General features: G+C 68.9%; 24 protein-coding genes and 1 pseudogene. 13 read left to right on the forward strand and 12 right to left on the reverse strand.

Annotation, left to right across the window (positions count from 1 at the left end; genetic code table 11):
• Positions 1 to 156: 156 nt before the first annotated feature.
• Positions 157 to 522, forward strand: a complete 366-nt coding sequence (locus tag C8250_RS04045) for a chaplin (RefSeq protein ID WP_138351553.1) — start codon at positions 157 to 159, stop codon at positions 520 to 522.
• A gap of 195 nt (positions 523 to 717) precedes the next feature.
• Here C8250_RS04045 and C8250_RS04050 read toward each other — a convergent pair whose 3' ends face one another.
• Both C8250_RS04050 and C8250_RS04055 read right to left on the reverse strand, forming a co-directional pair.
• The gene (locus C8250_RS04050) at positions 718 to 3,249 is read right to left on the reverse strand and encodes an FtsX-like permease family protein (RefSeq protein WP_198357853.1); all 2,532 of its coding nucleotides are present in this window, start codon (positions 3,247 to 3,249) and stop codon (positions 718 to 720) included.
• 114 nt (positions 3,250 to 3,363) lie between these two features.
• Entirely contained in the window at positions 3,364 to 4,350 is a 987-nt protein-coding gene (locus tag C8250_RS04055) for an NAD-dependent epimerase/dehydratase family protein (protein ID WP_138351551.1), read from the reverse strand.
• Between the two features lie 266 nt (positions 4,351 to 4,616).
• On the opposite strand from C8250_RS04055, the gene C8250_RS04060 reads away from it, so the two are divergent.
• Entirely contained in the window at positions 4,617 to 5,024 is a 408-nt protein-coding gene (locus C8250_RS04060; protein ID WP_138351550.1) for a DUF2690 domain-containing protein, read from the forward strand.
• Between the two features lie 28 nt (positions 5,025 to 5,052).
• On the opposite strand, the gene C8250_RS04065 is transcribed toward C8250_RS04060, so the two are convergent.
• Entirely contained in the window at positions 5,053 to 6,087 is a 1,035-nt protein-coding gene (locus C8250_RS04065) for a cation diffusion facilitator family transporter (RefSeq protein ID WP_138351549.1), read from the reverse strand.
• Between the two features lie 124 nt (positions 6,088 to 6,211).
• A complete protein-coding gene (locus C8250_RS04070) occupies positions 6,212 to 7,456 on the reverse strand; it encodes a helix-turn-helix domain-containing protein (RefSeq protein ID WP_203218420.1) in 1,245 nt (414 codons plus the stop codon).
• A gap of 250 nt (positions 7,457 to 7,706) precedes the next feature.
• Between C8250_RS04070 and C8250_RS04075 the strand changes: the two genes are divergently transcribed.
• The gene (locus C8250_RS04075; RefSeq protein ID WP_138351547.1) at positions 7,707 to 8,963 is read left to right on the forward strand and encodes a YncE family protein; all 1,257 of its coding nucleotides are present in this window, start codon (positions 7,707 to 7,709) and stop codon (positions 8,961 to 8,963) included.
• Between the two features lie 44 nt (positions 8,964 to 9,007).
• On the opposite strand, the gene C8250_RS04080 is transcribed toward C8250_RS04075, so the two are convergent.
• Together C8250_RS04080 and C8250_RS04085 are read right to left on the reverse strand one after the other, a co-directional pair.
• Positions 9,008 to 9,736 (reverse strand): DUF6585 family protein, encoded by a 729-nt coding sequence (locus C8250_RS04080; protein WP_138351546.1) that lies wholly within the window; start codon positions 9,734 to 9,736, stop codon positions 9,008 to 9,010.
• A gap of 26 nt (positions 9,737 to 9,762) precedes the next feature.
• Positions 9,763 to 10,871: pseudogene (locus C8250_RS04085) on the reverse strand (M20 family metallopeptidase).
• A gap of 218 nt (positions 10,872 to 11,089) precedes the next feature.
• On the opposite strand from C8250_RS04085, the gene C8250_RS04090 reads away from it, so the two are divergent.
• Entirely contained in the window at positions 11,090 to 11,989 is a 900-nt protein-coding gene (locus tag C8250_RS04090) for a LysR family transcriptional regulator (protein WP_138351545.1), read from the forward strand.
• A gap of 45 nt (positions 11,990 to 12,034) precedes the next feature.
• Here C8250_RS04090 and C8250_RS04095 read toward each other — a convergent pair whose 3' ends face one another.
• Both C8250_RS04095 and C8250_RS04100 read right to left on the reverse strand, forming a co-directional pair.
• Positions 12,035 to 13,123, reverse strand: a complete 1,089-nt coding sequence (locus C8250_RS04095) for a hypothetical protein (protein ID WP_244808962.1) — start codon at positions 13,121 to 13,123, stop codon at positions 12,035 to 12,037.
• A 155-nt stretch (positions 13,124 to 13,278) separates the two neighbouring features.
• Positions 13,279 to 14,079, reverse strand: coding sequence for a hypothetical protein (locus C8250_RS04100; protein WP_138351544.1), 801 nt, complete (start codon positions 14,077 to 14,079; stop codon positions 13,279 to 13,281).
• Positions 14,080 to 14,427: 348 nt separating this feature from the next.
• On the opposite strand from C8250_RS04100, the gene C8250_RS04105 reads away from it, so the two are divergent.
• The 5 genes from C8250_RS04105 to C8250_RS04125 all read left to right on the forward strand — a co-directional run bounded on the left by C8250_RS04105 (position 14,428) and on the right by C8250_RS04125 (position 19,062).
• Positions 14,428 to 15,132, forward strand: coding sequence for an NPP1 family protein (locus tag C8250_RS04105; RefSeq protein WP_232485374.1), 705 nt, complete (start codon positions 14,428 to 14,430; stop codon positions 15,130 to 15,132).
• Between the two features lie 357 nt (positions 15,133 to 15,489).
• The gene (locus C8250_RS04110; RefSeq protein WP_244808963.1) at positions 15,490 to 16,074 is read left to right on the forward strand and encodes a helix-turn-helix domain-containing protein; all 585 of its coding nucleotides are present in this window, start codon (positions 15,490 to 15,492) and stop codon (positions 16,072 to 16,074) included.
• The gene (locus C8250_RS04115; RefSeq protein WP_138351542.1) at positions 16,071 to 16,985 is read left to right on the forward strand and encodes an SDR family oxidoreductase; all 915 of its coding nucleotides are present in this window, start codon (positions 16,071 to 16,073) and stop codon (positions 16,983 to 16,985) included. The genes C8250_RS04110 and C8250_RS04115 overlap by 4 nt, the downstream gene beginning before the upstream one ends.
• A gap of 292 nt (positions 16,986 to 17,277) precedes the next feature.
• A complete protein-coding gene (locus C8250_RS04120; RefSeq protein ID WP_138351541.1) occupies positions 17,278 to 18,054 on the forward strand; it encodes a polysaccharide lyase family 7 protein in 777 nt (258 codons plus the stop codon).
• A 195-nt stretch (positions 18,055 to 18,249) separates the two neighbouring features.
• Positions 18,250 to 19,062, forward strand: a complete 813-nt coding sequence (locus C8250_RS04125) for an RICIN domain-containing protein (RefSeq protein WP_138351540.1) — start codon at positions 18,250 to 18,252, stop codon at positions 19,060 to 19,062.
• 4 nt (positions 19,063 to 19,066) lie between these two features.
• Here C8250_RS04125 and C8250_RS04130 read toward each other — a convergent pair whose 3' ends face one another.
• Complete coding sequence (locus tag C8250_RS04130) at positions 19,067 to 19,936, reverse strand: LLM class flavin-dependent oxidoreductase (protein WP_138351539.1); 870 nt, start codon at positions 19,934 to 19,936, stop codon at positions 19,067 to 19,069.
• A gap of 58 nt (positions 19,937 to 19,994) precedes the next feature.
• Entirely contained in the window at positions 19,995 to 20,594 is a 600-nt protein-coding gene (locus C8250_RS04135) for an isochorismatase family protein (RefSeq protein ID WP_138351538.1), read from the reverse strand.
• A gap of 126 nt (positions 20,595 to 20,720) precedes the next feature.
• On the opposite strand from C8250_RS04135, the gene C8250_RS04140 reads away from it, so the two are divergent.
• On the forward strand, positions 20,721 to 21,971 hold the full coding sequence (locus C8250_RS04140; RefSeq protein WP_138351537.1) for a GDSL-type esterase/lipase family protein: 1,251 nt from the start codon (positions 20,721 to 20,723) through the stop codon (positions 21,969 to 21,971).
• A gap of 101 nt (positions 21,972 to 22,072) precedes the next feature.
• Positions 22,073 to 22,648 carry a GNAT family protein gene (locus C8250_RS04145; protein WP_138351536.1) on the forward strand — a complete coding sequence of 192 codons (576 nt, stop codon included), beginning with the start codon at positions 22,073 to 22,075 and terminating at the stop codon, positions 22,646 to 22,648.
• Positions 22,649 to 22,744: 96 nt separating this feature from the next.
• Here the strand turns inward: C8250_RS04145 and hypB are convergent, their stop codons facing one another.
• Positions 22,745 to 23,395, reverse strand: coding sequence for a hydrogenase nickel incorporation protein HypB (gene hypB / locus C8250_RS04150; protein WP_244808964.1), 651 nt, complete (start codon positions 23,393 to 23,395; stop codon positions 22,745 to 22,747).
• Between the two features lie 63 nt (positions 23,396 to 23,458).
• Complete coding sequence (locus C8250_RS04155) at positions 23,459 to 23,788, reverse strand: hydrogenase maturation nickel metallochaperone HypA (RefSeq protein ID WP_138351534.1); 330 nt, start codon at positions 23,786 to 23,788, stop codon at positions 23,459 to 23,461.
• Positions 23,789 to 24,064: 276 nt separating this feature from the next.
• Between C8250_RS04155 and C8250_RS04160 the strand changes: the two genes are divergently transcribed.
• The gene (locus tag C8250_RS04160; protein ID WP_138351533.1) at positions 24,065 to 25,120 is read left to right on the forward strand and encodes a hydrogenase expression protein HypE; all 1,056 of its coding nucleotides are present in this window, start codon (positions 24,065 to 24,067) and stop codon (positions 25,118 to 25,120) included.
• 34 nt (positions 25,121 to 25,154) lie between these two features.
• Positions 25,155 to 26,948 carry a nickel-dependent hydrogenase large subunit gene (locus tag C8250_RS04165; protein ID WP_138351532.1) on the forward strand — a complete coding sequence of 598 codons (1,794 nt, stop codon included), beginning with the start codon at positions 25,155 to 25,157 and terminating at the stop codon, positions 26,946 to 26,948.
• Position 26,949 lies beyond the last annotated feature (1 nt).

Genomic DNA, 26,949 nt, shown 5'->3' on the forward strand with positions numbered 1-26,949 from the left:
CGGCAACGGCGGGGGTCGCGTGCTCCGTTGCGGTGAGATGCCGTTCTCGTCCGTGCAAAGTCGGCGTGTTGGGGCGGTTTTCGTGGTGAATGTGTGGTGTTGATCGTGGGGTATGTGCCGCAACCCGTGCGGCACTTCCTCCACAAGGAGTTGTTGATGTCGCGTTTCACCAAGGCCACTACGGTCATCGCCGTCATGGGATCCGCCCTGTTCGCCGGTGCGGGCATGGCCTCCGCCGACGCGGGTGCGCACGGGGCGGCCGTCGGTTCGCCCGGTGTCCTGTCCGGCAATCTGATCCAGGTGCCCGTGCACATCCCGGTCAACCTCTGTGGCAACACGGTCAACGTGATCGGTCTGCTGAACCCCGCGTTCGGCAACACCTGTGAGAACTCCTCGGATCACCACATGACCGGCGACGACGGCCGCGGCGGCGACACCCACGGCCGCCCGCAGGGCACCCACCACGAGAGCGGACAGCAGGGCAGCAAGGGTCACGGCGGCAAGGACGACTGCGACCACTGATTCGCGGCCTGCTCGACGGTGTGCCGGACATCCCCCCGAGGAAGGTTCGGCTCGCCACAGGGCACACGCTGATCAGAAGATGCCGATGGGCCCGCCGGACGACCGCCGGACCCATCGGCATCGGCATTCCCGCGCATCCTCTGCATGAGGCGCTGTCCGCCGCGGCTCCCCAAAAAAGCGACGTCGGCACGGAAATCAGGCGTCCGCCAACGCCGCCACCACCGACGCACGCGCGGCACGGCTGCCCGGCAGCAGGGCCGCACACAGGCTCGCCCCCGTGGCGATCAGCGCATACGCGACCAGCTTCGCGATCGGGACGCTGAGTACGGCGCCGCCCTGGCTGTGGCCGATGAGATGCTCGAACGCCCCGGCGAACGACACCCCGAGCAGCAGCCCGATGAGGGTGCCCAGCAGGGCCGTCAGCACGGCCTCCACCCAGAGCATCTTCATCATCCCGCCGCGCGAGAGCCCCAGGGCGCGCAGCAGTGCGGACTCCCGGGAGCGTTCCACGGCTGACAGGGAAAGGGTGTTGGCGATGCCGAGGACGGCTATCACGATCGCCATGGCCAGCATCACGGTGAACAGGGTCAGGGTCGACTGCGCACTGCCGGACAGGTCCGATTTCTTCTCCGCGAGACTGCCGATGTGGAGCAGCTGGAGCGCGGAGACGACGTCCTGGACGGCCGTGCGCGATTCGACGATGTTCACGCCTTCCCTGGCCAGGATCCGCACTTGGCTGTCACCGGCGGGTGCGAAGCCGCGGAGGAAGTCGTCGCGGGGCAGGAGGACGTCGAACCAGTCGATTCCGTGCCCGGTGTAGACCTGGTAGATCAGGGTGAGCCGGGCCGCGACCGTGCCGGCCCGCGGGGTCGCGACCTTCACCGTGTCACCGAGCTTCAGGTGCAGCGTGGCGGCGAGCTCGTTGGAGACGGCGGCCGTGCCGGCGGTGAAGTCGGCGAGGGAGCCGTTGCGCACGTTCGGCCGGAAGAGCGAGCCGTAGGCGCTCGATTCGACGGCACCCACATCCGACGGCCGCCCGTTCACATCGGTCTTCGTACCGTCGACCGCGGCGACATGGGCCAGTTGAGGTTTCTTGCGCAGCTCCGCCGCCACGGCGAACGGCACACTCTGGTCGGAACCGGCGAGCGGGTCGACCGAGTAGTCGTAAGGATTGTGGGACTCGATCCACTGCGACTGGGTGACCATGGCCGAATCCTGGATCACGGTGAACAGACTCATCAGCATGACGCCGACGGAGAGCGCCGCCATCGTCGTCGCGGTCCGCCGCGGGTTGCGCCGCGCATTGGCGGCCGCCAGTTTCGCCGGGGTGCCGAGCAATTTGGCCGGCAGCCAGCCCAGGATCCGCGTCAGTGGTCCCACGACGTCCGGCCCGATCGCCAGGACCGCGAGGAAGACCAACGCGCACCCCGTACCGATCACCTTGATGCCGGCGTAAAGATCCGTCGAGCGGGTGCCGATCGCGATGACGGCCATCCCTGTGAAGCCCAGCACGGTCGCCGTCCAGAGCCGCAACGCGCCGACCCGGCCGTGGGAAGCAGTCGTGTCCGGCTGTTGGCGTACGGCGGATATCGGCGCCACCGTCGTCGCGGCGCGCGCCGGTACCGCCGCGGCGACCACCGTCACGACGATCCCGGCTGTCAGGGCGGCGACAACCGTGGTGCTGTGCACCACGACACCGCCCGCGGGCACCGTGGCGGTGGACAGGGCACTGACCACGGACCGCAGCCCCGCCGCTATGCCGATCCCCGCGAAGAGTCCCGCCACCGAGGCGAGCAACCCGACCACCGCCGCCTCCAGCAGGGTGCTGACGAACACCTGGTTCCGGGTCGCGCCCACACAGCGCAGCAACGCCAGTTGCCGCATCCGCTGGGTGACCAGGATCGTGAACGTGTTGTAGATGACGAACGCCGCGACGAGCAGGGCCGTGACGCTGAAGACCAGGAGGATCTGCGGGAGGTTTCCGGCGATCTTCGCGCGGTGCAGCAGCGTGGCCCGGGTGAACTGCTGCCCGGTCAGGACCGAGAGGTCGGCGGACGGACCGAGCACCGCACGGATGCGCTCTGCCAGTTGGGACTGCGAGACCCCGGCGGCGGCACGTACATCGATCTGGTCGTAGCCGGTATGCCCGGTGACGGACAATGCCACGCCGGGCTGCAGGCCCACGACCGTGAAGCCGTTGGCCCGGTTGTCCACCCCGAACTCCATGACCCCGACCAGCCGGAACCGCCGCACCTGCTGATCGTGCGCGACGACCTGAACATCCTGACCGATCGTCAGATGCCGTTCCGCGACGGTGTCCTTGTCGACCACCGCCTCATCGGGCCGGTGCGGCGGTGTTCCCTCGACGACCGTGCCGCCGCTGAGTGCGACGTCGTCCGGGATCGCCAGCGCGCTGCCGGCGATCCCGTCGGTCGTCATCACCTGCCCGTCGATGTCCCGCATCGGTGCCGGCGCCTTGAGCCGCCCGGCCACCGCGGCCACCCCGTCGACACGGCGCACGGCGTTCAGCACTTCCGGGGTGAGGACCGTGACACCGGGCTGTGCCGCGAGCCGCTGCTTCGCGGCGTCCGACGGTTGCACGGCCGCGTCCACGTTCTCCGCGGCACGGGCGTAGCTGTGGTCGAAAACCTGATGGATCGAGTCGGTCATCATGAACGTGCCCGCGATGAACGCGACCCCGAGCACTATCGACACCGATGACAGCAACAGCCGTACTTTGTACGCCCTGAGTCCGGCCAACGTCACACGCAGCACAGCTACCCACCCCCGTGGTTCGGGAGCGTCGGCCGCTCCCGTCCCACCAGGGTAACCGGGCCCCACTCACCCCAGAGCGTCGAGCAGTTCCCGCTCCCGCTCGCTGCTCAACCCGGCCCGGCGCGGCCGGTCCAGACCCTCCTGGCGCTCCCAGCGCAAGGTGTCCGCCAGCAGCTCGGCCCGAGGCCGGTGTCGCAGGCCGGCCGCGCTCGCCGCGTCGCCGTTGCGAGCGCTGAAGCCGAGCCAGTCCTGGTCGGTCATCCACATCGCGAGTGACTCCGGACCCATGAACTCGCCGACCTTCTGCGCGAGCAGCCAGCCGGGATCGGCTTTCACCACCCGGCCGGTGTGCCCGCCGATCTCCCGTGACAGCGCGATCCACTCCCCGAAGGGCACGATCGGTCCGACCGCGTTGTACGTCCCGGTCGTCCTCTTCTCCGCGCAGTCGAGCAGCCATGCCGCGAGGTCCCGGGCGTCGACCGCCTGCGTCGGGATCCCGGGGGAATCGGGTACGAGCATCGGAGCCAACGGTTCGCGGGCCGCCCGCCCGACCCAGTACCCGGTGCGGCCGCTGTGGTCACCGGGGCCGCCGATCAGTCCTGCCCGGGCGATGAGGAGCCGGCCCCCCACCGCGGCCGTCGAGGCCTGCTCGCACGCCACCTTGGCTTCCCCGTACTCCTCACGCCCGACTTCGTCCCCCTCGGCAGCCGGGAGCAACTCGGCCGACTCGTCCGCGTCCGGCTGCGCATGCGACGCGTACGCACTGACCGACGACACGTACGACCAGTGCCCCGCCCGCTCGCCGAGTGCCGTCAGCGCCCCACGGACGAAGCCCGGCTGCCAGGACACCTCGACCACGGCGTCCCAGTCCTGGCCCGCCAGAATCTCGTAGGCCGACGCGTCGCGCCGGTCCGCGGCCACCAGGGTCGCGCCCTCGGCGACTTGGCCGCTCTCCCCGCGGGCCAGGCACGTCACCCGGTGCCCACGCTCCAGCGCCAGTCGCGAGACCTCGCGCCCCAGCCATGCCGTTCCACCCAATACCAGGATCTCCATCCGCCCACTCAAACACCGACGGCGACCCCGCGCGCCCCCACTTCACCGACAGCTGAGAGGTTCGCCGAGAGCGGAGCGGCCCTCGTAGCGAGGTCCCGGGCGGGGCGGAGTCCGCTGTGGCTCGGGCGGGTGACACGCGGCGCAATCACCGCGCAACAAGCTCCCGATAGGAGAGGCTTATCCCGTTCGTCCCCTGTTGCGGGGGTCATCACTGTGGGATCCGGGCTGTGCCGGCCTGATCCGACAACCTGTCGAGAGGACCGCGGATGTCAGTGTTCAAGCGCCGGATCGCCGCCGGAATCGGTGCCATCGCCCTCATCGGGGGCGGGTTGCTCACCCTGGCCCCCGCCGCCGACGCGGCATCGAGCGCACCGGTGGTGTGCGACACGAGCAGCGCGGTGAGCAAGAAGACCGCACACAACGGAAACATGATCATCGAGCTGCGCTACAACGCGTCCACCCGCTGCGCGTGGGGTCGGATCAGCCGGTCGAAGCTGGGCAACCAGGTGTGGGTGGACCGGTCGTCCAACGGCGGAGCGACGTGGACGGGCCCGATGGGGATGACGTACCTGCGGTCCGGCACAGGCACGTTCACACCCGCCTTCAACGACGCCGGTTACGTCATGAGGGCCTGCGGCTACAACGGCACGGTCATCTGCACCGGCTGGTACTAGGGCACCGGACTGGAGTCCCCCGGGCCCCTCAGTGACCTGCGGGGTGTTCCGTGGCCGCCCCGTCGAGGATCTCCCGGTCCCGGCCGGCCCGGGAGCGGTCCTGGTCCGAGGCGTGGGTGATGTCGAGGAAGACGTGGTCGGCCGTCGGCCACTTCTCCCGCATCTCGCTCTTGATCCGCCCGGAGATCTCCTCGACCTCCTCGCTGTCCAGCCCGCCCACCAGGTCCACCCGCGCGGCGACCAGTGTGGAGTCCATGCCCAGCCGCATGGTCAGCAGCGAGGTGACGGCGTCGATCTCGGGCTGTTCTGCCAGGAAGGACCGTATCCGCAGTTGCAGCCCGGGATCGACGGCCTCACCGATCAGCTGCCCTCGGGCGTCCTTGCCGAGCCGGTAGGCGACGTAGATGAGCAGAACGCCGATGGCCAGGGACGCGCCGGCCTCCCACTGCACCTGCCCGGTGGCCATGTGCAGCGCCATTCCGGCGATGGCCAGCAACACACCGATCACGGCGGTGCCGTCCTCGGCCATGACTGTCCGCAGCGCCGGATCGTCGGCCACCCGGATCTGCTGCAGCAGGCCCCGGCCCGCCTCGCGGGCCTGCCCGCGCACCTGCAGCAGCGCCTTCGCCAGCGACGCCCCCTCGGCGAGCAGCGCGACGACCAGGACGCCGAGTCCCACCAGATAGCCGGAACGGCTCTCCTCACCGCTCGAATGCAGCGCTTCGACACCCTGGAAGACCGAGAAGCAGCCACCCATCGTGAAGATTCCGACCGCGGCGAGCAGCGACCAGAAGAACCGGTCCTTGCCGTAGCCGAACGGGTGCTCGTTGTCCGGGGCACGCTTGCTGCGCTTGAGCGAGGCCAGCAGGAAGACCTCGTTCATGCTGTCCGCCACCGAGTGGGCGGCCTCGGACAGCAGGGCGGGAGATCCCGCGAAGAGCCCTCCGACGGCCTTGGCGACGGCGATGACCAGATTGGCACCGAGCGCCATGATGATCGTGACCTTGGTTTTGCTGTCCTCTTCCGACCGGGACCCGGCCGCTTTCTCGGACTGCTGTGTCATCAGCGGACTGCCCTCCCGATCGCTACTGTCGGCTTCGCCTACCCGTACCGACCGATGGAACACCCGCACACCCGGCTCCGTCCGGTGACGCGCCGTCACCGGTCGGAGACCCACGGGAGCCGCGTCAGGGCGGTCCGAGCCAGGTCCGCAGCGCCCACCACCAGTGCAGGGTGTCCATGACGGCCGCCCGGCTCTCCACGGTGACGGCCTCCAGCGACGTCCCGACGGTTTCCTCGAAGCGGGTGAGCCGGTAGCGGATGGTGTTCGGGTGGACGTGCAGGGCCGTCGCGGTGCGGTCGAAGCGCTGCCCGTGATCGAGGTAGGCGAGCACGGTCGCCGCGAGTTGCCGGTGGAAGGAATCCGCCGGGTCGAGGGCTCCGAGGAGGGTCCGGCTCAGTAGGTCCGCCATGGCCGGCTGGGTGGACAGCGCGCTCTGCCCGGCGAGGTCGGTGACGTGGTGCAGGCCGCGCAGGCCGAGCTCTTCCGCGGCTCCAAGAGCGTTCAGGCACAGTGCGTACAGGGGGCGGATCCGGTCCAGCGGGGCCTGCGGTGCGACCACCACCAGCGCCTGGGCGTCGGGCGGTCCGGACGCGGGGAGCCGGCCGGCGATTCCGGTCAGCTTGCCGTCGACCAGGCCGAACAGGCCGGGGTTGGTCGCGAGCTGCCGCTCCATAGCGCGGGCGCGCAGCGGGTCGGTCACATCCGACACGACACAGTGGTACTGCCCGTGCGGTTGCAGCCCGGTCTCGGCCAGCTCGTCGGCGGTCAGCGTGCGGGCGTCGTCGAGCAGCAGCCGGCGCAACACCTGGGTGCGGGCGTCGCGCGCCGTACGGGCCAGCTCCAACTCGGCATCGTGGTAGCCGGTGATGACGTGAATCTCCAGCGCGCCGGTGTAGCGGTCCGACTCCAGCAGAACCTCCAGCATGAGCTCCGCGGGCACGCCTGCCGCCCGGGCCCGTTCCATGGCGATCTGCACCGCGCGGCTGCGGCCCGCCTGGACGCCGCGCAGCAGGGCGGTGATCGGCACGCCCTGCGCGGCCCGGTCGGCACCCAGCAGGGCGGCCGCCTCGAAGTCCGGATCGACATCCGGCCGGACCTGGGGGTGGATCTCGGGGCCGGAGTCGGGTCCGAGCTCCGGTCCGCGTTCCGGTCCGCGTTCCGGATCGCCGGGTTGCCCGGGTCGTACGAATGCGGCCAGCCCGGCAGCCAGCATCACCTCGACGTGCCGCCGGTTCTCCGCGGGCGGAAGCCTGGCCACCTCAGCGGACTCGGCACGCGCCGCCGCGACGACCTCGTCGACGACGGCCGGGTCGCCTGCCATGGCCCGGAACACCGCGGTGAGAGCGCTACGACCCGGTTCAGCCACCACGTCTTACCGCCTCCGCCCGGTATCCAGGGACGCTTGGTGCCGATTCACAACCGAAGGCCAGGTCATTGGGGACCGCTGCCTATCGGTGGTGCGAGCCGCCTTGGTTTCCTTTGGACTACCGAAAAGTAACACCGGTGTGCCGTGCTGGAGACCCCGCCGTCCGGCACGGCGCCGCGCCGTCTCCGCCCGGGCCGCTGTGAACTCCCGGTCATCCAGCCCCCGTTCGATGCATCCGACCCCCGGAGTTTCCATGACCGCAGTCAAGCGCCCGAGGACTTCCCTCGTGCTGCTCGCCGCAACCCTGGCCCTCGCCGCCCTGTGCACCGCTCCGGCCGGCGCCGAGCCCAGAGCCGCCGACCCCCTCAAGGAGGTGCTGTTCGTCGGCAACAACTGGGACGGCACCGCCGATGTGGTCCGCTCCACCGGCACGTTCGCGAAGGTCGGGCACATCAACGTGATCCCCGACAAGGTCCAGCGGCTCACCGAGATCTACCTCAACCCGGTACGGCTCGCCATCTACCTCGCCATCCAGCAAGGCCCCGGCGAGGGCCACGACCAGTACGTCGACGACATGTACACAACGCCGGACGGAAAGTCCGTGGTCGTCTCCCGACCCAGCTTCGGGGACGTGGTCTCGCTCGACCTCGCCACGGGGAAGGTCAACTGGCGCTACGGGGTCGCTGGTTACCGATCCGACCACATGGCGCTCTCCCCCGACGGCCGCCGCGTCGTCGTCTCCGCCTCCCTGGCGAACGCAGCCTTTGTGATCGACATCCAGACCGGCCGGCAGCTCGGCTCGTTCCCGACCGGCGACAAGCCGCACGAGAACGTCTTCACCGAGGACGGAAAGTATCTGTGGAACATGTCGATCGGTGAGGTCCAGACGAACCTCGACGCCCCACTGTGGGACTGGACCAAGGGCGACCGGCACATCACCGTCGTCGACGGCGCCACCTACCGGCCGATCCGGACCATCGACATGCGGGCCCGCCTCAACGCGTTCGGCCGCTCGGACCTCTCCAATGCCGTCCGCCCGGTGGCGTTCTCCCCGGACTGGTCGAAGCTGTACTTCCAGGTGTCCTTCTTCAACGGCTTCGTCGAGTACTCGGTCGCCACGGACACGATCACCCGGGTCAAGACCCTGCCGGAGAACCCGGCCACCGATCCGGACCGGACCACCTGGCCCAACGACTCCCGCGACCACGGCCTGTCGATGAGTCCGGACGGTGCCAAGCTCTGCGTCGCCGGCACCGTGGACGACTACGCGACGGTCGTCGACCGGACGACACTGCAGGAGGGCCCGCTCATTCCGGCGTCGAAACCGTACTGGGCCACGCTGAGCGGGGACGGCAAGTCCTGCATCATCTCCGAGAGCGGAGCGAACCAGATCACCGCGATCGACTTCGCCACCGGACAGAAGATCCTCTCCGTCCCCGTCGGCTACCACCCGCAGCGCGTCCGCCTCGGCCACGTGGCCGCCGACTGGACCGGACCGGCCACCGGCTGACGGTACGGGACGACGATGCGGCGGAGGTGGCTGCCGCGGGTCGGTCACTCCGGGGCGAGGTTGGCGGCGAGGGTGAGGAAGAGGTGGAGGTTCGCGACGTCGCCGACCGGGTCACTGGACCAGGGGGTGGCTGCTCCCGTCCTCATGACATGAACCCTGCCTGCGGTGACGCGGCATTCCTGGACATGGGACCAGGGCAGCTGGCCCTTGGCACGGGCGCCCAGGCCCGTGCGGGAGAGCGTGAACGAACCGAAGTTCACGGTCCCGCCCTCGAGGACCGCTTCGAGGGCTGCCTGGCCCTGGGCGCGGACCACGGCGTTCTGCATCCACGGCCCCCAGGTCTGGGGGCCGTCGTAGAACTCGGTGATCGTCGCGCTCGTCCTGCCCGGGCCGACCGCGGAGTAGGTGTAGGTGGTGGGGCCGGGAACACCGTTGATGAACGTCTGGGTGATGTTCTGGTAGAGCCGGACGGACTCCCAGCGGAGGGCGACGATGCCGTCGCCGAACTGCGGGTGGACGATGAGTCCGTGCTCGAACAAGTGCAGACGCTTCGCCGCCTGTCTGCGGCTGAAGTTCGGCAGCCGGCTCAACCACCAGTAGTACAGCAGGCCCGGGATCACGAACATCGCCAGGAGGTTGACGGTCGCGAAGAGGTGGAGCGCAACGAGCCCCTTGCCGATCGGCTTGGGGGTGAACGAGCCCTGCAGCGCGCCGAGATGATGCTGCGCTGCCAGTTCGCGGGCTTCGGGCGGCAGAGTGTTCGCTGCTGTCATGGACGTCTTCTTCGATCGCTCAGGGATCATCGCTGTTTCCGCGCGATCAGTTGGGCCAGCAGCCGGGTGCGGGGAATGATCCGGTCGACCACGACGTGTTCGGAGTCCGCGTGGGCGCCGCTGCCGACACCGCCGAGGCCGTCCAGCGTGGGGCAGCCCACGCCCGCGGTGTAATTGCCGTCCGACGCACCGCCGACGGCGATCCCCCGCAGTGGCTCCTGACCCAGTTCCGTGGTGACTCTCGCGGCGAGGGCGAACAGCTCGGCTGACGACTCCGGTTCCATGGGTGGTCGTCTCCTGCCGCCCAGCACCTCCAGCCGCGCCCCGTCCGTTCTGGCGGTCAGCCCCCGCATCAGAGCGTCCGTCCGGTCCTGCGCCTCCGGACTCGGCACCCGGACGTCCACCGATATCTTCGCGAGCGCGGGCACCGTGTTCAGGGTGCTGCCGGCCGAGAGGAGCGTGGGCGTGATGGTCGCGGCTCCCAGGGCGGAGCCGGCATTACTCACGCCGGACCCATTGACGGAGGCCGCCAAGTCAGCGATGGCCAGGACCTGGTGGGCCGCCTCGACCGCGGCGTTGACTCCCTTGTGCGGCTCCCGACCGGCGTGCGCGGCCTTGCCGTGCACCACCACCTCGTAGCGTGACGTGCCCTTGCGGGCCGTCTTCAGCGCACCCTGTTCCTTCGCGGAAGCCTCCAGGACGAACGCGGCCGCGCACCCACGCGCGGACTGCTCGATCAGCTCCCGCGAGGTCGGCGATCCCACTTCCTCGTCGCCGTTGACCAGCACGCACACACCCTCCAGGGACGGCAGCGACGCCAATGCGTGGAACATCTGCACCAGCCCTGCCTTCATGTCCAGGACCCCCGGCCCCTGGCCAACCCGTCCACCACCGACCAGGGATGGCTTCGCAGCGACCCCGTCGGCCACACCGTGTCGTGATGCCCCACCAGCAGCACCCGCGGCGTGCCGAACACCCATCGCAGGTGTGTCACGCCCTCGATCACGATCCGCTCCGGCTCGACGCCCAGCAGCCGTGCGCCCAGCGCGCCGACCACTTCGGCGCTGCGGGCCAGAGCCGCATGGTCGGCGGAGAAGGACTCACAGACGACGAGTTCCTCCAGGTCGGCCAGCATCGCCGTCAGCTCGGTCACCGCTCCCGCGGTCACCGGCCCGGCTCCATCTCGACCCGCAGTAACAACAGCACGCTGCCTCCTCGGATGTGATCTCAGGAGTGGCGGTATCGCTGCGTTCCGGTCCGACGGACGCGACCACGGCCACGGATGTGACGTTAGGACGGGGCAAGGCATTCCACCAGCGACTACAATGCATCGCAGCCATGCATGGGGGGAATGTGTTTGAGATCGACGCACTGCGTCTGCTTGTCACCGTCGCCGACACGGGGTCGTTCACCCAGGCCGCGGTCCGGCTCAGCTACACACAATCCGCGGTGTCCCGCCGGATCGCCACGCTCGAACAGCGGGCGGGCGGGCCGCTGTTCGAGCGGCTCCCCCGTGGTGTACGGCTGAACCCCGCAGGCCACGCGCTGCATCGCCACGCAGTGGACGTGCTCGATCGCCTGGCGCGGGCGGAACGGGAGGTCGCCGCCATCCACGCGGGGCACGGCGGGACGCTGCGTGTTGGTGCGTTCGCGACCGCGAACATCTCCCTGGTGCCCGCCGCCCTGCGGGCGTTCCATCAGGCACGGCCCGACATCGAAGTCATCGCCGTGGAAGGCCGCAGCAACGCGTTGGTGCAGCGCCTCGCGGACGGAGCTCTCGACCTTGCCGTGGTCAGCGACTACCCGTCCGGCCTCCCGACGGCCGAGGGCGTTACGACGACCCAACTGCTGCAGGACGAGCTGCTCGTCGTTCTCCCCCGCGAGCACCGGCTGGCCGCGACCGCGACGATCGACCTGCGCGACCTGCGCGACGAGACGTGGCTCCAGGACCCACCCGCCGGCCGGCCCACCCTCCTCGACGACGCCTGTGCCCGGGCGGGTTTCACTCCCCGGAAGCTCATCAGAATCGCCGAGTGGACCGGGAAGTTCGGCTACGCCGCCGCCGGCCTGGGCGTCGCGCTGGTCCCTGCGCTGGCCGCGTGGGCAGTCCCGGCCGAACTCGTACTGCGCCCGCTCGACAGCCCTCTCCCCCGCCGGACCATCCACACCGCGCTACCCGCCGCCCCGCTGCCCGCGGCGCTCACCCTGCGGGATCAGCTGCACGAGATCGCGGGCGGAGCCGCCACCCGCTGAGAGCCGCCCGACCGGACGTCGGAGGCCCCGCGTCAGAGCCCCTGGTCAGCGGCCGCCGCGCTGGGTGACCCGGCCCAGCGCGTCCGCGAGCAGGAAGGCCGACCGGTGAGCGTCCGTTACCGTCACACGGATGAGCAACGCCTTGGTCTTCGGGTCGTGGTCGACATCGATGTGCCAGGTGCCGGCGTCGCTGATCCCGAGCGTGGTGCGCGCCTCGTGGACCAGGCCGGGGAGCCGTTCGTACGGCAGGGTCCGCAGGTCGATGGGTGGGTGAGCAGCGGTCGCATCAGCCGGGCCGACGCCGCGGGCCGACATCCGGTGGTCCTCGATGGTGAATTCGACGGCCATCGGCGAGTGGGCCGCGATCATCGCGTCGGCGGTACGGCGCATCCGTCCGTCCTGCAGCATCGACTCCGAGGTCTGTGCGGTCGTCGTGCTCGACGAGGAGGTGGTCGTGGAGGACGAAGAGCTGCCCGTTCCAGCGGACTTCACCCCGTCCCCGCCCTCATCGCGGAACAGTTCCGCGCGGAACAGCAGAACGACGATCGCCGCACCGATGAGAATCCCCGCGACGCCGATCAGGCAGCACGAACCCCACTTGGTCGGATCCTTCACCAGACTGGACTCGGGCGCGGAGTCGAGCAACGCCTCCGCCGCCCTGGCCGCCCACTCCTGGTCCGGTTCGGTGATGATCCTGACAGCCCATGGTTCGTCGGCGGGGTATTCGACCACCACGATGCCGCGCGGCCGGTAGTCGGGAACGTCGACCAGGTTGATCGGCTGGGAGAACTCGACCCGGTAGGCGGCCCGGTCGTCCGGCGCCACCGTCAGGACGAACCTGATCGGAACGTCCGCCGACTCACCGCTGGTGGCGCGCCGGCTCTCGATCATGGCCAGCGCCCGGCGCTTCTCCTGAGGTGGCGTCCGCGCACGCTTCAACCGCCCCGCGACGGTCATGACCACGACCGTCAGAACGAGGAGCCCGCCGCCGACACACCACAGGGCCACGTTCCCGATCACGATCCCGACGACGACGCACGCCACCGCGGCACCGGCCACCCCGGCGGCCAGGAATCCGCGGACCAGGGCGACCGGTCCTGCGCGATGGGGACCGGGGGTTTCAGTGATCGTCACGGAGCGATTGTGCCGTGAACCGGCATACACCGAAAGATCTTTCCGCGGACCGCCGGCAGAACAGTCGATTTCCTCCCGGCAACCGCATCGACCGCATCGAACGAATCGGCCGCATCGACGGTACCGACCGCACGGCAACGCAGCGAACGGAAAGGCTAGGCAAGCGTGAGGACATGGCGCGTGGAGAATTCCGCACAGATTCCCTCGCCGTCCGGGCCGTACACGAACTCGGCCAGAAAGGGATTGCGGTTGGCGGTGGCCAGCGGCAGCCACGCCAACAGGTTGCCATAGCCCCCGCAGACCGCCTCCCCGCCGTCACCACCGTGAACGGCGGTCACATCACTGCTCAGTTCCGTGCGGTAGACGTCGTAGGCGATGCGCAGCCCGAAGGCGCTCAGCTCATGCTGGGGTCCGGTGCCGTCCTCGTACGGCGTCCGGTCGAGGGAGCACTCGTCGCCCCACCGGAACAGCGTGGCCGCCCCTGCTCCGCAGGCGTACTCCCACTCGTCGGCGCTCGGCATCCGCGCACCGCTCTCCGCGAGCAGGGCCGGCATGTCGGCAGGCAGCTCGGTGAGATCCACGTCCTCGACGCTCATGAGCACCGTGGCCAACGTGACGGTCCGCCGCGGACCGACCAGCTCGGCGAGATGCGCCTTCAGGTCCGATCCGTAGCCGAAGCCCTCTTCCAAGCTCTCCGCGTAGTCGGCGAGTTGCCCCGCAGTCGGCTGCCAGGCGTCGACGTCGAATCCGAGCGTCACTTCGCCGCCGGGTATCAGGGCGAACTCCCGCCCGTCCTTCTCGATGCGGGCGCGGTGCCACGGCGCGCCAAGGTGCTCGACGGCGCCGACCAGGGACACGCGGCCGCCGACCCGGTCGGCGGCCAGCTGCGCGAAACATCGGGCGGCCGGCAGGTCGAGCGACCGCCACTGGTCAAGAGTGAGATCGGCGAGAGACATGTGACGCAGTCTCACACGGACCACTGACACAGCCCCCGCCAGGCCGGCCGGACCCCCGTTGCGCTGCTGATTCCGCATCGTTCAGTAGGTTCGCAATTCATGTCCGGGACACCGGACCTTTCGTCCGGAGACTTCTGCGGCCGACGTCACCGTCGTAGAGTTGCCCAATTCCCAGCCAGGAATCCGGGCGAGGATTTCTCACCCCATATGCATTGCTATGGAGTTGATGTGCGCAGCATGCTGTCGTCGACGACAATCCCCGGGAAAGCGGCGATCCGCCGTCCGACGCGTCCGGGAAGGTTCCGCCGGTCCGCGCTCGCAAGTGTCCTCAGCGCGGCGGCTCTGGTGATGATGGTCCCCACCGACGCGAGCGCCTCCATCCTCCAGTCGCTGCCGCAGAACGCCGACGGTCTCGAGCAGTCCTTCTCCCCGGCCTTCGACTACGACGGGGACGGCTGCTACGCGACCGCCGCCATCGGCACCGACGGCACCCTCAACCCCGGCCTGAAACCGGGCGGGGATGTGAACGGCCACTGCCACGACTACCCCCAGCTGGCGAACTCCAACACGTACTCGCGCGAGAAGTGCAACAACGGCTGGTGCGCGGTCGTGTACGCCGGCTACTTCGAGAAGGACCAGGCCACCCTCGGACCCGCGGCCATCGGACACCGGCACGACTGGGAACACGTCGTGGTGTGGATCAACGACAACCAGGTCCAGTACGTCTCGACGTCGCAGCACAGCGGCTGGAAGTGGTATCCGCGCTCGTCGGTGCGCTTCGACGGCACCCACCCGAAGGTCGTCTACAACAAGGACGGCGCCTCGACCCACTTCTACCGCCTCGCGAACAACAACGACGAGCCGCCGGAGAACGTCACCGGTGGCTGGTTCTATCCGCGCCTCGTCGGCTGGAACGGCTACCCGACGGGTCTGCGCGACAAGCTCATGAACGCGAACTTCGGCGCTGCCACGATCAAGATTTCGGACAGCACCTTCAACGACGCCCTCAACAACTCCAAGCCTGCCGGCATCCCGTTCGACCCCTACGCCTGACATCGATCGGCCGTCCGGTGGCGTAGGTCCGACGGCTGCGCGCGCTGCGCAGGTGTTCGACTCTTTTCGGTTGATTCTCGGCCACATTCCCCCGGCACGGTAGCCGTGCGTAGAGCGCTCGCGTACGTTCAGTTCTCGTTGCACATGGCCAGCAGCGACAGCGGGGGTCCGGCCGTCGTCCCGTGGGGGGAACGACGGCTGGACCTCCGGTTCTCTCTTCGCGCCCACCCGCCTCTCCGGCGACGGTCCCACGCCACGCTTGCGGCGCGGACGACCAGGCGCTTTAATAAATGAACGTGCATTTACTAACTGGAGGGGGTCATGGTGACAGGACGCCCTCGCGGAGTGGATGACGCGGTGATTCTTCGTACGACGGCCGAGGTGGTCGGCCGGGTGGGTCCCGCGGGGCTCACTCTGGCGGTCGTGGCCCGGGAGGTGGGGATGGTCCCCGCCACGCTCGTGCAGCGGTTCGGTTCCAAGCGCGGTCTGCTGCTGGCGCTCGCCGAGCAGTCCGCGAAGGACGCCGGAGCACTCTTCGGACGCACGCGATCCGAGCACGAGCCGGCCCTCGATGCCCTCGTGACGCTGACGGTGGAGTCGATGGCCCCCATGGCCTCGCCCGAGATGTACGCCAACCACCTGGCCTTTCTGTGCATCGACCTGACCGATCCGCAGTTCCACCAGCACGCCCTGGCCGTTCACCAGGCCCAGGGGCAGGCGGTGGAGAGCCTGCTGGCGGAAGCGGTGTCCACCGGCGCGCTGCGCGCGGGAACGGACACCGTCGCTCTGGCCCGGTCCGTACAGGCAGCCACCGCCGGCACGGGCCTGATGTGGGCGCTCGACCGCCAGGGCACCCTCGCCCAGCGGCTCCGGCAAGGGATCGACGCCGCGCTCTCGCCCCACCTCCAGCCACCCGACCGGTCAATCCTGGAGAAGCAGTGAACAACGATGAGATCCGGCCACTGACCGGCAAAGTGGCCCTGGTCGCCGGAGGCACCCGGGGCGGTGGGCGGGGTGTCGCCGTCGCCCTCGGCGCCGCGGGCGCGACGGTGTACGTCACCGGCCGCAGCAGCGCGGCCGGACCCTCCGACCTGGACCGGCCGGAGACCATCGAGGCCACCGCGCAGGCGGTCACCGCCGCCGGAGGCCTCGGCATCCCGGTGCGCACCGACCACAGCCGGCCGGCGGAGGTCCGCGCCCTGGTCGACCGGATCGCGGCCGAGCAGAGCGGGCAGTTGGACATCCTGGTCAACTCCGTGTGGGGCGGCGATCCGCTCACCGACTGGGAACACCCGCTGTGGGAGCAGGACCTGGACACCGGGATCCGGCTGCTGCGGCAGGCGGTCGAGACGCACGTGATCACCAGCCGTTTCGCCCTGCCGCTGATGGTCGCCCGCAAGAGCGGCCTGGTGGTGGAAGTCACCGACGGCAACACCGCCCGCTATCGCGGATCGTTCTTCTACGATCTGGCGAAGTCCTCCGTGATCCGCCTCGCCGTCGCGCAGGCGGCCGAACTGAAACCGCACGGCGTCGCCGCGGTCGCGATCACGCCCGGCTTCCTGCGCTCGGAGGCCATGCTGGAGACCTTCGGCGTCACCGAGGACAACTGGCGCGACGGGGTGGCCAAGGACCCGAACTTCGCACACTCCGAGACCCCGGCCTATCTGGGACGGGCGATCGCCGCACTGGCCGCCGACCCCGGCATCATGACCAAGAGCGGTCGGGCGCTGGCCACCTGGGGCCTGTACGAGGAGTACGGATTCACCGACGCGGACGGCACACAGCCGGACTTCGCCGCCCACTGGGCCGCGTCCCTGGAGAAGGAGTACGGGCCGCTCGGAGAGCCGCTCTGACAGCACCGGGTGGCCATAACGGCGTCCGCCGAGCAGTTCTCCGTCCATGGATATGAACTCCGTGCGATACGCGGCGAGTTCATACGGCCGCGAAGCAGTCCGGCCGAAACCGGGGGAAGCACAGCTCCCGGCACGCTTCTCTTCTCCAATGATGAAGCCCTGAACTGCAGCGATGAACTCTACGCGCGGAGACTGTCGTTGACGGCGCAACGAGGCCGTGCTATTCAGATCTGGCGCCACGTTGGACTAGACCTAGTTCACGTTCTTGAACAAGCGCTGGAAGGCCCCCCACATGAAACTTCGTTCCAAAGTCCTCGCTCTGGCGACCGCAGCGGGCATAGCCGGCACGCTCGGCCTGCTGGGCGCCAACGCCGACGCGGCGTCCCCCTCCGTCGCGCCCGGTGGCAACTTCAACCTGTCCGTATGGCAGTTGCAGGAGCCGGTCGGCTCCCCCGGCTCGCCGACCACCATCTCGTCGTCCCGGCTCCAGGGCCCGAACGGGTTCCAGGACTCGTACTTCTACACCGACACCCGCGACGGGGCCATGACCTTCTGGGCGCCGGAGAAGGGCGTCACCACCCCCAACTCCAACTACGCCCGCTCCGAACTCCGTGAGATGAACGCCAACGGCAGCTCCGCGAACTGGTCGCTCAGCGGCGCCCACAAGCTCAACGCGACGCTGCGCGTGGTGTCCGTGACGTCGAACGTCTGCGTCGGACAGATCCACCTCGGCACCGGCGGATCCTCCACGAAGCCGCTGATCGAGCTCTACTACCACTCCAACGGCGACATCGTCGCGGGCCTCGAGAACTCGCCCTCCGGCGGCCAGACGCCGCACACCGTCGGCCACGTGGCGGTCGGCAAGACGTGGAGCTACACGATCGCCGTCTCCGGCGGTCACACGATCGACCTGACGGTCAACGGCAGCACGACGCACTACGCGATCCCGTCGTCCTTCAACCCGTACAAGCAGTACTTCAAGGCCGGCTCGTACAACCAGTCGTCCTCCGACAGCACCACCAAGGGCGCGCGAGTCGCCTTCTACGGGCTGACCGTCTCCCACAGCTGAGCGGTCCCCGCAGAGCACACGGAAGGCCCGGTGCCCAGGCGCATTCCCCTGGGTCGTTGCCCCACGCAACGCGGCACCGGGCCTTTCGCGGGTGCACGGAGGCGGGCCTGACCGGATCACGCCGCTCGGCCCGCGGCACCGTGGACGGGCAATCCCGCGCTCACCTACGGTAGCGACGACACCGGGGAGGGCGACGTGACGGTCAGGATCATCCGCGGCGCGGGCAGGTACGCCTGTCCGGAGGACTACTGGGCGCTGTACGACGACGCCGGCTTCAACGAGGGGAACAGATCCGGCGAGATCCTGATCTCCGACCAGAGCATCGCCGATCTCCAGGACCACGGCTTCAACGACCGCGCCTCGTCGATCGTGAACCACACGCGGTACTACGTCGGCTGCTTCGACCATGCGGACTACGGGGGCCGGGAGATCGGCCTGGACCCGGGGCAGGGCCTGACCGGTGTCAGGAGAAGCGGGTCAAGGGGTGCGGGCCTCCTCGACGACTGTCCGATCGAGGACCTGAACGACGCGGTCTCCTCTGTGCGGCTCGAGGAACCCGCCCCGCAGCTCGCCTCGCTCACCGCCGGGATCTACACCCTGGCCAACGTCAACAGCGGCAAGGCACTCGACGTGGTGAACGCCGCCTCGGCCTCCGGCGCCAACGTCCAGCAGTACCAACCCAACGGTTCCAAGGCCCAGTTGTGGCGGATCAACCCGCTCGGCGATGGCGTCCACATCGTGATCAGCGCCAACAGCGGCAAGGCTCTGGACGTGAGCGGCGCCGGCACGCACAACGGCGCCAACGTCCAGCAGTGGGAGGCCAACGGCTCCAACGCCCAGAAGTGGCTGATCCACCGACTGGCGTGCGGCAGCTACACCCTGACGAACGTCAACAGCGGCAAGGTCCTCGACGTCGACAACGCCAGCACGGCCAACCACGCCAACGTCCAGCAGTGGGAGAGCAACCAGACCGACGCCCAGAAGTGGCTGCTGAACAGGGTCGGCTGACGGCCTAGAAGGCCGGCGGACCCTGTTCGATGCGGCGCAGCACCGGTGCGAGCCGGTCGAGTTCATCGCTGGTCTGGAGCTGACGTTCGTCCCACCAGGTGGCACCGGCGTCGAGCAGCGGCCCGATCAGGTCGTGCGCCTTGGCGCTGTCGGCGGGGCTGGCGCCACCGAGGACGAACTCGAAGGGCACCTCGTGCCGGTCCTCGCGATGCCGCCGGACATAGGCGACCAGGTCCACGACCTCCTCGACATGCGGTACGTGGCCGTGTTTGGCGGAGGTGAACAGCGGAACCGCGCCGTCCCAGCGGGCGGCCCGCCGCATCGGCGGACGGTTCGGCCAGAATCCGGCGATCCAGACGGGCGGGCGGGGGCGTTGCACCGTGGCGGGGAGCAGGGTCACGTCCCGCACTTCGTAGTGCTTCCCGTGATGGTTCACCGGGTCGCCCGACCAGTAGCGCCCCAGCAGGTCCAGTCCCTCGTCCAGCCGCTCGGCCAGCACGACCGGGTCGGTCGGCTCGCCGAAGCTGCCGTACTCGTCCTCGATCGGCCCGCCCAGTCCCGCACCGAAGATCACCCGTCCGCCGCTGAGTGCGTCCAGGGTGGCCACCTGACGGGCGAGCTGCTGGGGACGCCGGCGCGCCACCGGAGTGACCAGCGTGCCCAGTTTGATCCGGGAGGTCGCCAACGCCGCGGCGGTGAGCAGCATCCATGGATCCCCGAAGGCCTGGCCGCGTCGCTGGATCTTGTCGTGGACCACGTGATCCCAGACGAACAGCCCGTCCCAGCCCGCCTGCTCAGCCGCTGCGGCAACCGTCGCCACCGCCCTTGCGTCGGCGAAGTCCCCGAAGTTCGGAATGTTGATCGAGAAGCGCATCCCCGCATCCTGCCCCCTCGCGGCAGGCGCGGCAATCATGCCGCCCGAGGTCTCACGATCAGTCGCGGGTGGGATCGGCGGGCCGCGGGAGCGGGGGCGCGAAGGTCACATCCGAGGCGTGGGCGATGACCTCGGCCTCGTTGCCGAGGGCCCATTCGGCGACCCGTGACACCGTGGCGGCCGGGATCCCGTCGCTGATTCCGGGTGCCGCCGGGATGTCCTGCGTCGCGTGGGCGTCGTGCGGCAGAACGACCCGGTATCCCAGCGCCAGAGCCGTGCGGGCCGTCGCCTGGACGCACATCTCGGACATCACCCCGCAGACGGCGAGCGCGTGCACCCCCGATGCGGTCAACAGGGTGCCCAGTGACGTTCCGTTGAAGCCATCGTCCTTGGGCTTGCGGATCACGACTTCCGCGGGGCCGGCCTCGATGGGGTGGTGGAGTTCCCAGCCGGGCGTGTGGGGCTCGTCCTCCGCTCCGGCCGGACCGTCGTTCTGGAGATGGACGATGAGCGCACCGCTCTTCCGGGCCCGTGCGATCAGATCCGTCGTCCGGTCCACGAGCCGGTCCGCCGCGGGCACCGCCCCCGCACCGGAGACGAAGGCCGACTGGACGTCGACGACGATCAGGCTCTGGACGGGAGGTACACGATTGCTCATGGCGCCCATCATGACCGGGGACGTTGCGCACCTCCACCGGATTCCGAGCGGCCTGCGGCGCCGGGCTCGGGGCGGCGGACCGGTAAATCATGTGCGGACCCGGTAACCGGTTGACAAGGTGGGATCATGACCTCTCAGCACGACCCCGTCGCCGGCTCCGCCATCCCGTCCCAGGACACGGAGCCCCCGGGCACAGAGCCTCAGGGCACGGACTGGACCACCACGCCCGTCACCGCGGACCTCGTCCGCGGCGCGCTCGAGCTGGAGTTCACCGAGCACGGGGTGCTGCCGCACCGGCTGCCCGCGCGGACCCGCGCGCAGTGCTCCGACGGGCAGCTGGCCATGGTGGAGGCGCAGCCTTCCGGCGTTCGGCTGGTTTTCCGCACCCGGGCCACCGCGGTCGAGCTGGACACCCTCCGCACCAAGATGGCCTACCAGGGCGCCCCGCCACGTCCGGACGGCGTGTACGACCTGCTCGTCGATGGCCGCCTCGCCGGGCAGGCCGGTGTGACCGGCGGCAATGTGCTGCTGGTGGACATGACCACCGGGTCGGTGGAGAACCGGCCAGGACCGGTCGGCACCGTCCGGTTCCCCGGTCTGCCCGACCGGATGAAGAACGTCGAGATCTGGCTGCCCTACAACGAGATCACCCAGCTGGTGGCGCTGCGCACGGACGCCCCGGTGGAGGCGGCGGAGGAGGACGGCCGTGTGTGGTTGCACCACGGCAGTTCGATCAGCCATGGTTCCGACGCCGCGAGCCCCACCACGACCTGGCCGGCGCTGGCCGCCTCCCTCGGTGGCGTGGCGCTGATCAACCTCGGTCTGGGCGGCAGCGCGCTGCTCGATCCGTTCACCGCCCGCGCCCTGCGGGACACCCCGGCGGACCTCATCAGCGTCAAGATCGGCATCAACCTGGTCAACACCGACGTGATGCGGCTGCGCGCCTTCACCCCGGCCGTGCACGGTTTCCTCGACACCATCCGCGAGGGGCATCCCACCGTTCCGCTGCTGGTCGTCTCCCCCGTCCTGTGCCCCATCCACGAGGACACTCCCGGCCCCAGCGCACCCGACTTCAGCAACCTGAGTGAAGGGAAGATCCGGTTCCTGGCCGCGGGCGACCCGGCGGAACGCGCCGCGGGGAAGCTGACGCTCAACGTCATCCGGGACGAACTGGCCCGTGTCGTGAAGCAGCGGTCGGCCGACGATCCGAACCTGCACTACCTCGACGGCCGTGAACTCTACGGTGAGGCGGACTTCGCCGAGCTGCCGCTGCCCGACCAGCTCCACCCGGACGCGGCCACGCACCGCCGCATGGGCGACCGCTTCGGCGCCCTGGCCTTCGGCGCCGGCCGGCCGTTCGCCGCCGAGCGTGCCTGAGACGTTCGCCCCGCACCGGAGGGTGCACGGGGCAGCAACGGAATGCACGGGTCGCCGTGCGAAGATCCATGGACCGCGCACGATCGCCGAGGAGGACGAGAATGTTCGCGATATCGCTGGGTGACGGAGCCGAACTGCGGCCGCTGGAACCTTGGCGGGCCGAGGAGTTCCTCGCCCACATGGACCGCGGCCGCGAATACATCGGCCAGCACGTCGGGCTCCCCGACGTGACCGCCGACCTCGACTCGGCGCGGAACTGGCTCCAGTCGTACGCGGACAAGACCGCCGCCGACGCCGGACGGCTGTACGGCATCTGGCTCGACGGGCTCCTCGTGGGCGGCGTCCTGTTCCGGGTCTTCGACGCGAAGGCCGAGACCTGCGAGGCCGGTTGCTGGCTGGAGCCGGCCGCCGCCGGCCGCGGGCTGGTCACCCGCGCGGTGCGTGTGATCATCGACTGGGCGGTCGAGGAGCGCGGAATTCACCGGGTGGAGTGGCTGGTGTCCTCGAAGAACACACCGAGCATCAACGTGGCCAAGCGGCTCGGCATGAGCCGGGACGGGGTCCAGCGCGAGAGTTCCCTCTATCGGGGCATCCGGCAGGACACCGAGATCTGGTCGGTGCTCGCCCCCGAGTGGCGTGCCGCGCGTGCCGCCGATCCCTCCCGGTCCCAGGCCTGACGCCGCCGCCCGATCGGGGCCACGACCTGCGTACTGGCCGGGCGGAGAACGCCCGGCCAGTACGTACGCCATCCCGCTACGGACCGGTCGAGCGCCTCAGTACTGCTCCGCCACCCAGTCGTACCAGTCATCCATCCCCTCACCCGTCGTCGCCGACACCGTCAGCACCCGCACCTTCGGATTCACCGACCGCGCGTACTCCGCGCAGCGGTCGACGTCGAAGTCGACGTAGGGCAGCAGATCGATCTTGTTGATGATGACCAGATCCGCGGCGGCGAACATGTACGGGTATTTCAGTGGCTTGTCCGTGCCCTCGGTGACCGAGATGATGACGACCTTGCTGCGCTCACCCAGGTCGAACATCGCGGGACACACCAGGTTGCCCACGTTCTCCACCAGGATCAGCGAACCGGGGGCGGGAGACAGGGACCCGAGGGCGGTGTGCATCATCTCCGCGTCGAGATGGCATCCCGCACCGGTGTTCACCTGAACCACCGCGCATCCGGCCCGCTTGATCCGGTCGGCGTCGAGCGTGGTCTCCTGGTCGCCCTCGATGACCGACACCGCACGTCTGCCCGCGAGATCACCGATCGTTCGTTCCAGCAGCGTGGTCTTTCCGGCTCCCGGTGAACTCATCAGATTCACCGCCACGATCCCCTGGCCGGCCAGCCAGTCGCGGTTGCGCGACGCGACATCCTCGTTCTTGGCGAGCACCCTCTGCTCAAGGGTGATCGTCTCGCCGTTCACCGGATGGCTGTGCCCGCCCCCGGTACCGCCGTCGGCGTGGCAGCCACAAGTACCGCACATACGTCAGCCCACTTTCATCGAGATGATCTGGAGCTCCTGACCCGAGGTGATGTCCACGTCGGCGCTGCCGCACGGACACAGGAGGATCAGATCGGCCAGGGTGAATTCGGTGTCACATGCACGGCAGTGTCCAGCGCCGGCGGGCTGGTCGATCTCGAGGCGCGCGCCCTCGGCCACTGTTCCCGCGGTGACCAGATCGAAGCAGAAACGCATCGCGTCGGCCACCACCGCGGTCAGCATTCCCACCCGGACGGTCACCACCCGTACCGGCCGCCCGGCAGCGCGTTCACATACCGCGTCGACGACGCTCTGCGTGATCGACAATTCATGCATCAGCGCCTCGCTCCAGCGTCACCGTCTAATGGCACATTCCGTGACCGGCCGGATCGCATACGACCGGTGGCCTCTCGCGCGTGAATCACTCGTTCGGCCCAATACGAGCCACGGATGATTGTCGATAAGCCCGCGGCCATCGAGCGGATTCCCGTGTTGACAGCGCGCTCTGACGGAGTCTAGATGGTACCAATGTGAGCGACACCACACGTGCGATCCGAAGGCGATCCCCGTAGCACGGCGGATCTGCCTCCGGCCCCGGAAGGCGGCGGCATTATGCCGACAGAGGCTGCAATAAAAGCGGAAGAAACATTGATCCATGTTCTGTGGATCAATGCGGGTCTCAGCTGTGACGGCGATTCAGTGGCACTGACCGCCGCCACCCAGCCCAGCATCGAGGAGATCGCCCTCGGCGCCCTGCCCGGCCTCCCCCAGGTGGCCGTGCACTGGCCGCTCATCGATTTCGAATGCGGCCCCACCGGCGGCGCCGACGACTTCCTCGAGTGGTTCTTCAAGGCCGACAGAGGCGAACTGGAACCGTTCGTGCTGGTCGTCGAGGGGTCGATCCCCAACGAACAGCTGCACGACGAGGGCTACTGGTCGGGCTTCGGCAACGATCCCGCCACCGGTCAGCCGATGACCACCAGTGAGTGGCTCGACCGGCTGGCCCCGAAGGCCACCGCCATCGTCGCGGTCGGCACCTGCGCGACCTACGGCGGCATCCACGCCATGGCGGGCAATCCGACCGGGGCCATGGGAGTGCCGGACTATCTGGGCTGGGACTGGAAGTCCAAGGCCGGAATCCCGATCGTGTGTGTCCCCGGCTGCCCCATCCAGCCGGACAACCTTTCGGAAACCCTGACGTATCTGCTGTACATGGCCACCGACCAGGCCCCGATGATTCCCCTCGACGACGCACTGCGTCCGGCCTGGCTGTTCGGCCAGACCGTGCACGAGGGCTGCGACCGGGCCGGCTACTACGAGCAGGGCGACTTCGCGACCGAATACGGTTCGCCGAAATGCATCGTCAAGCTCGGCTGCTGGGGCCCCACCGTGAAATGCAACGTGCCGAAGCGCGGCTGGATGAACGGTATCGGCGGCTGCCCCAACGTCGGTGGAATCTGTATCGGCTGCACCATGCCGGGATTCCCGGACAAGTTCATGCCGTTCATGGACGAGCCCCCCGGCGGAAAGCTCTCCACGAACACCGTCGGACTGTACGGCGCGACCATGCGGCGGCTGCGCCACATCACGACGCACACGCTCGACCGGGAGCCCAAGTGGCGCAAGCCCGGAAAAGACCTCACGACCGGTGCCACCCGCACTTGGTGACCCACCGCAACAGACAGAAAGATGAGGCGGCGCAATGACCGCGACGCAACGCAAGGGTGGCAGCGGGACCCAGGGCAAGGACGGCCTGGTGGAGATGGCGTGGGACCCCATCACCCGCATCGTCGGCAGCCTGGGCATCTACACGAAGATCGACTTCAAGCAGCGCGTGGTCGCGGAATGCCACAGCACGAGCTCCATCTTCCGCGGCTACTCGGTCTTCATGAAGGGCAAGGACCCTCGCGACGCGCACTTCATCACCAGCCGGATCTGCGGGATCTGCGGTGACAACCACGCCACGTGTTCCTGTTACGCGCAGAACATGGCGTACGGGGTGAAGCCGCCGCACCTCGGCGAATGGATCGTCAACCTCGGCGAAGCCGCGGAGTACATGTTCGACCACAACATCTTCCAGGAGAACCTGGTGGGGGTCGACTACTGCGAGAAGATGGTCGCCGAGACCAACCCCGGAGTGCTGGAGAAGGCCAATCGGACCGACTCCCCGCACGCGGAAGCCCATGGGTACAAGACCATCGGCGACATCATGCGCTCGCTCAACCCGTTCACCGGTGAGTTCTACCGTGAGGCACTCCAGGTGAGCCGGATGACCCGGGAGATGTTCTGTCTGATGGAGGGCCGCCACGTGCACCCCTCCACGCTCTATCCCGGCGGTGTGGGCACCGTCGCGACGATCCAGCTGATGACCGACTACATCACCCGGCTCCAGCGGTACGTCGAGTTCATGAAGAAGGTCGTGCCCATGCACGACGATCTCTTCGACTTCTTCTACGAGGCGCTGCCCGGGTACGAGATGGTCGGCAACCGCCGCATCCTGCTCGGCTGCTGGGGCTCCTTCCAGGATCCCGAACACTGCAACTTCGAGTACAAGGACATGACCGACTGGGGCCGGAAGATGTACGTGACCCCGGGCGTCGTCGTCGACGGCAAACTGGTCACCACCGACCTGGTCGAGATCAACCTCGGCATCCGCATCCTGCTCGGCTCGTCGTACTACAACGACTGGGAAGAGCAGGAGATGTTCGTGACCCACGACCCGCTCGGCAATCCGGTCGACCGCCGGCACCCGTGGAACCAGCACACCAACCCGCAGCCGCAGAAGCGGGACCTGGGCGACAAGTACAGCTGGGTGATGTCACCGCGGTGGTTCGACGGCAAGGACTATCTCGCCCTCGACACCGGTGGCGGACCGCTGGCCCGGCTGTGGACCACGGCGCTGGCCGGGCTGGTCGACATCGGCTACATCAAGGCCACCGGCCACAGCGTGCAGATCAATCTCCCCAAGACAGCGCTCAAGGGTCCGGTGGAGCTGGAATGGCGCATCCCGCAGTGGAGCAACACCATCGAGCGCAACCGGGCGCGCACCTACTTCCAGGCGTACGCGGCCGCCTGCGCGCTGCACTTCGCGGAGAAGGCGCTCGTGGAGATCCGCGCGGGACGCACCAAGACCTGGGAGAAGTTCGAGGTCCCGGAAGAGGCGGTCGGCTGCGGGTTCACCGAGGCGGTGCGCGGCGTCCTCTCGCATCACCTGGTGATCCGCGACGGCAAGATCGCCAACTACCACCCGTACCCGCCGACTCCGTGGAACGCGAGCCCGCGCGACTCCTACGGCACACCGGGACCCTACGAGGACGCGGTGCAGGGCCAGCCGATCTTCGAGGAGAACGACCGGGAGAACTTCAAGGGCATCGACATCATGCGCACGGTGCGCAGCTTCGACCCCTGTCTGCCGTGCGGCGTGCACATGTACCTCGGCGAGGGCAAGAAGATCGAGCGGCTGCACTCCCCCACCCAGTCCGCGGGCAGTGAATGAC

The sequence above is a fragment of the Streptomyces sp. So13.3 genome (assembly GCF_005860785.2).
In the GTDB taxonomy this organism is placed as follows: Bacteria; Actinomycetota; Actinomycetes; order Streptomycetales; family Streptomycetaceae; genus Actinacidiphila; species Actinacidiphila fildesensis.

Excerpts from the sequence above, each read along its gene's own strand:
- C8250_RS04140 (WP_138351537.1), top strand. The coding sequence starts at position 20,721 with ATGACCTCTCAGCACGACCCCGTCGCCGGCTCCGCCATCCCGTCCCAG.
- C8250_RS04145 (WP_138351536.1), top strand. The coding sequence starts at position 22,073 with ATGTTCGCGATATCGCTGGGTGACGGAGCCGAACTGCGGCCGCTGGAA.
- C8250_RS04165 (WP_138351532.1), top strand. The coding sequence starts at position 25,155 with ATGACCGCGACGCAACGCAAGGGTGGCAGCGGGACCCAGGGCAAGGAC.
- C8250_RS04160 (WP_138351533.1), top strand. The coding sequence starts at position 24,065 with ATGCCGACAGAGGCTGCAATAAAAGCGGAAGAAACATTGATCCATGTT.
- C8250_RS04135 (WP_138351538.1), bottom strand. The coding sequence starts at position 20,594 with ATGAGCAATCGTGTACCTCCCGTCCAGAGCCTGATCGTCGTCGACGTC.
- C8250_RS04130 (WP_138351539.1), bottom strand. The coding sequence starts at position 19,936 with ATGCGCTTCTCGATCAACATTCCGAACTTCGGGGACTTCGCCGACGCA.
- C8250_RS04155 (WP_138351534.1), bottom strand. The coding sequence starts at position 23,788 with ATGCATGAATTGTCGATCACGCAGAGCGTCGTCGACGCGGTATGTGAA.
- C8250_RS04120 (WP_138351541.1), top strand. The coding sequence starts at position 17,278 with ATGAAACTTCGTTCCAAAGTCCTCGCTCTGGCGACCGCAGCGGGCATA.
- C8250_RS04060 (WP_138351550.1), top strand. The coding sequence starts at position 4,617 with ATGTCAGTGTTCAAGCGCCGGATCGCCGCCGGAATCGGTGCCATCGCC.
- C8250_RS04105 (WP_232485374.1), top strand. The coding sequence starts at position 14,428 with ATGATGGTCCCCACCGACGCGAGCGCCTCCATCCTCCAGTCGCTGCCG.
- C8250_RS04045 (WP_138351553.1), top strand. The coding sequence starts at position 157 with ATGTCGCGTTTCACCAAGGCCACTACGGTCATCGCCGTCATGGGATCC.
- C8250_RS04080 (WP_138351546.1), bottom strand. The coding sequence starts at position 9,736 with ATGACAGCAGCGAACACTCTGCCGCCCGAAGCCCGCGAACTGGCAGCG.
- C8250_RS04100 (WP_138351544.1), bottom strand. The coding sequence starts at position 14,079 with ATGTCTCTCGCCGATCTCACTCTTGACCAGTGGCGGTCGCTCGACCTG.
- C8250_RS04075 (WP_138351547.1), top strand. The coding sequence starts at position 7,707 with ATGACCGCAGTCAAGCGCCCGAGGACTTCCCTCGTGCTGCTCGCCGCA.
- C8250_RS04055 (WP_138351551.1), bottom strand. The coding sequence starts at position 4,350 with ATGGAGATCCTGGTATTGGGTGGAACGGCATGGCTGGGGCGCGAGGTC.
- C8250_RS04065 (WP_138351549.1), bottom strand. The coding sequence starts at position 6,087 with ATGACACAGCAGTCCGAGAAAGCGGCCGGGTCCCGGTCGGAAGAGGAC.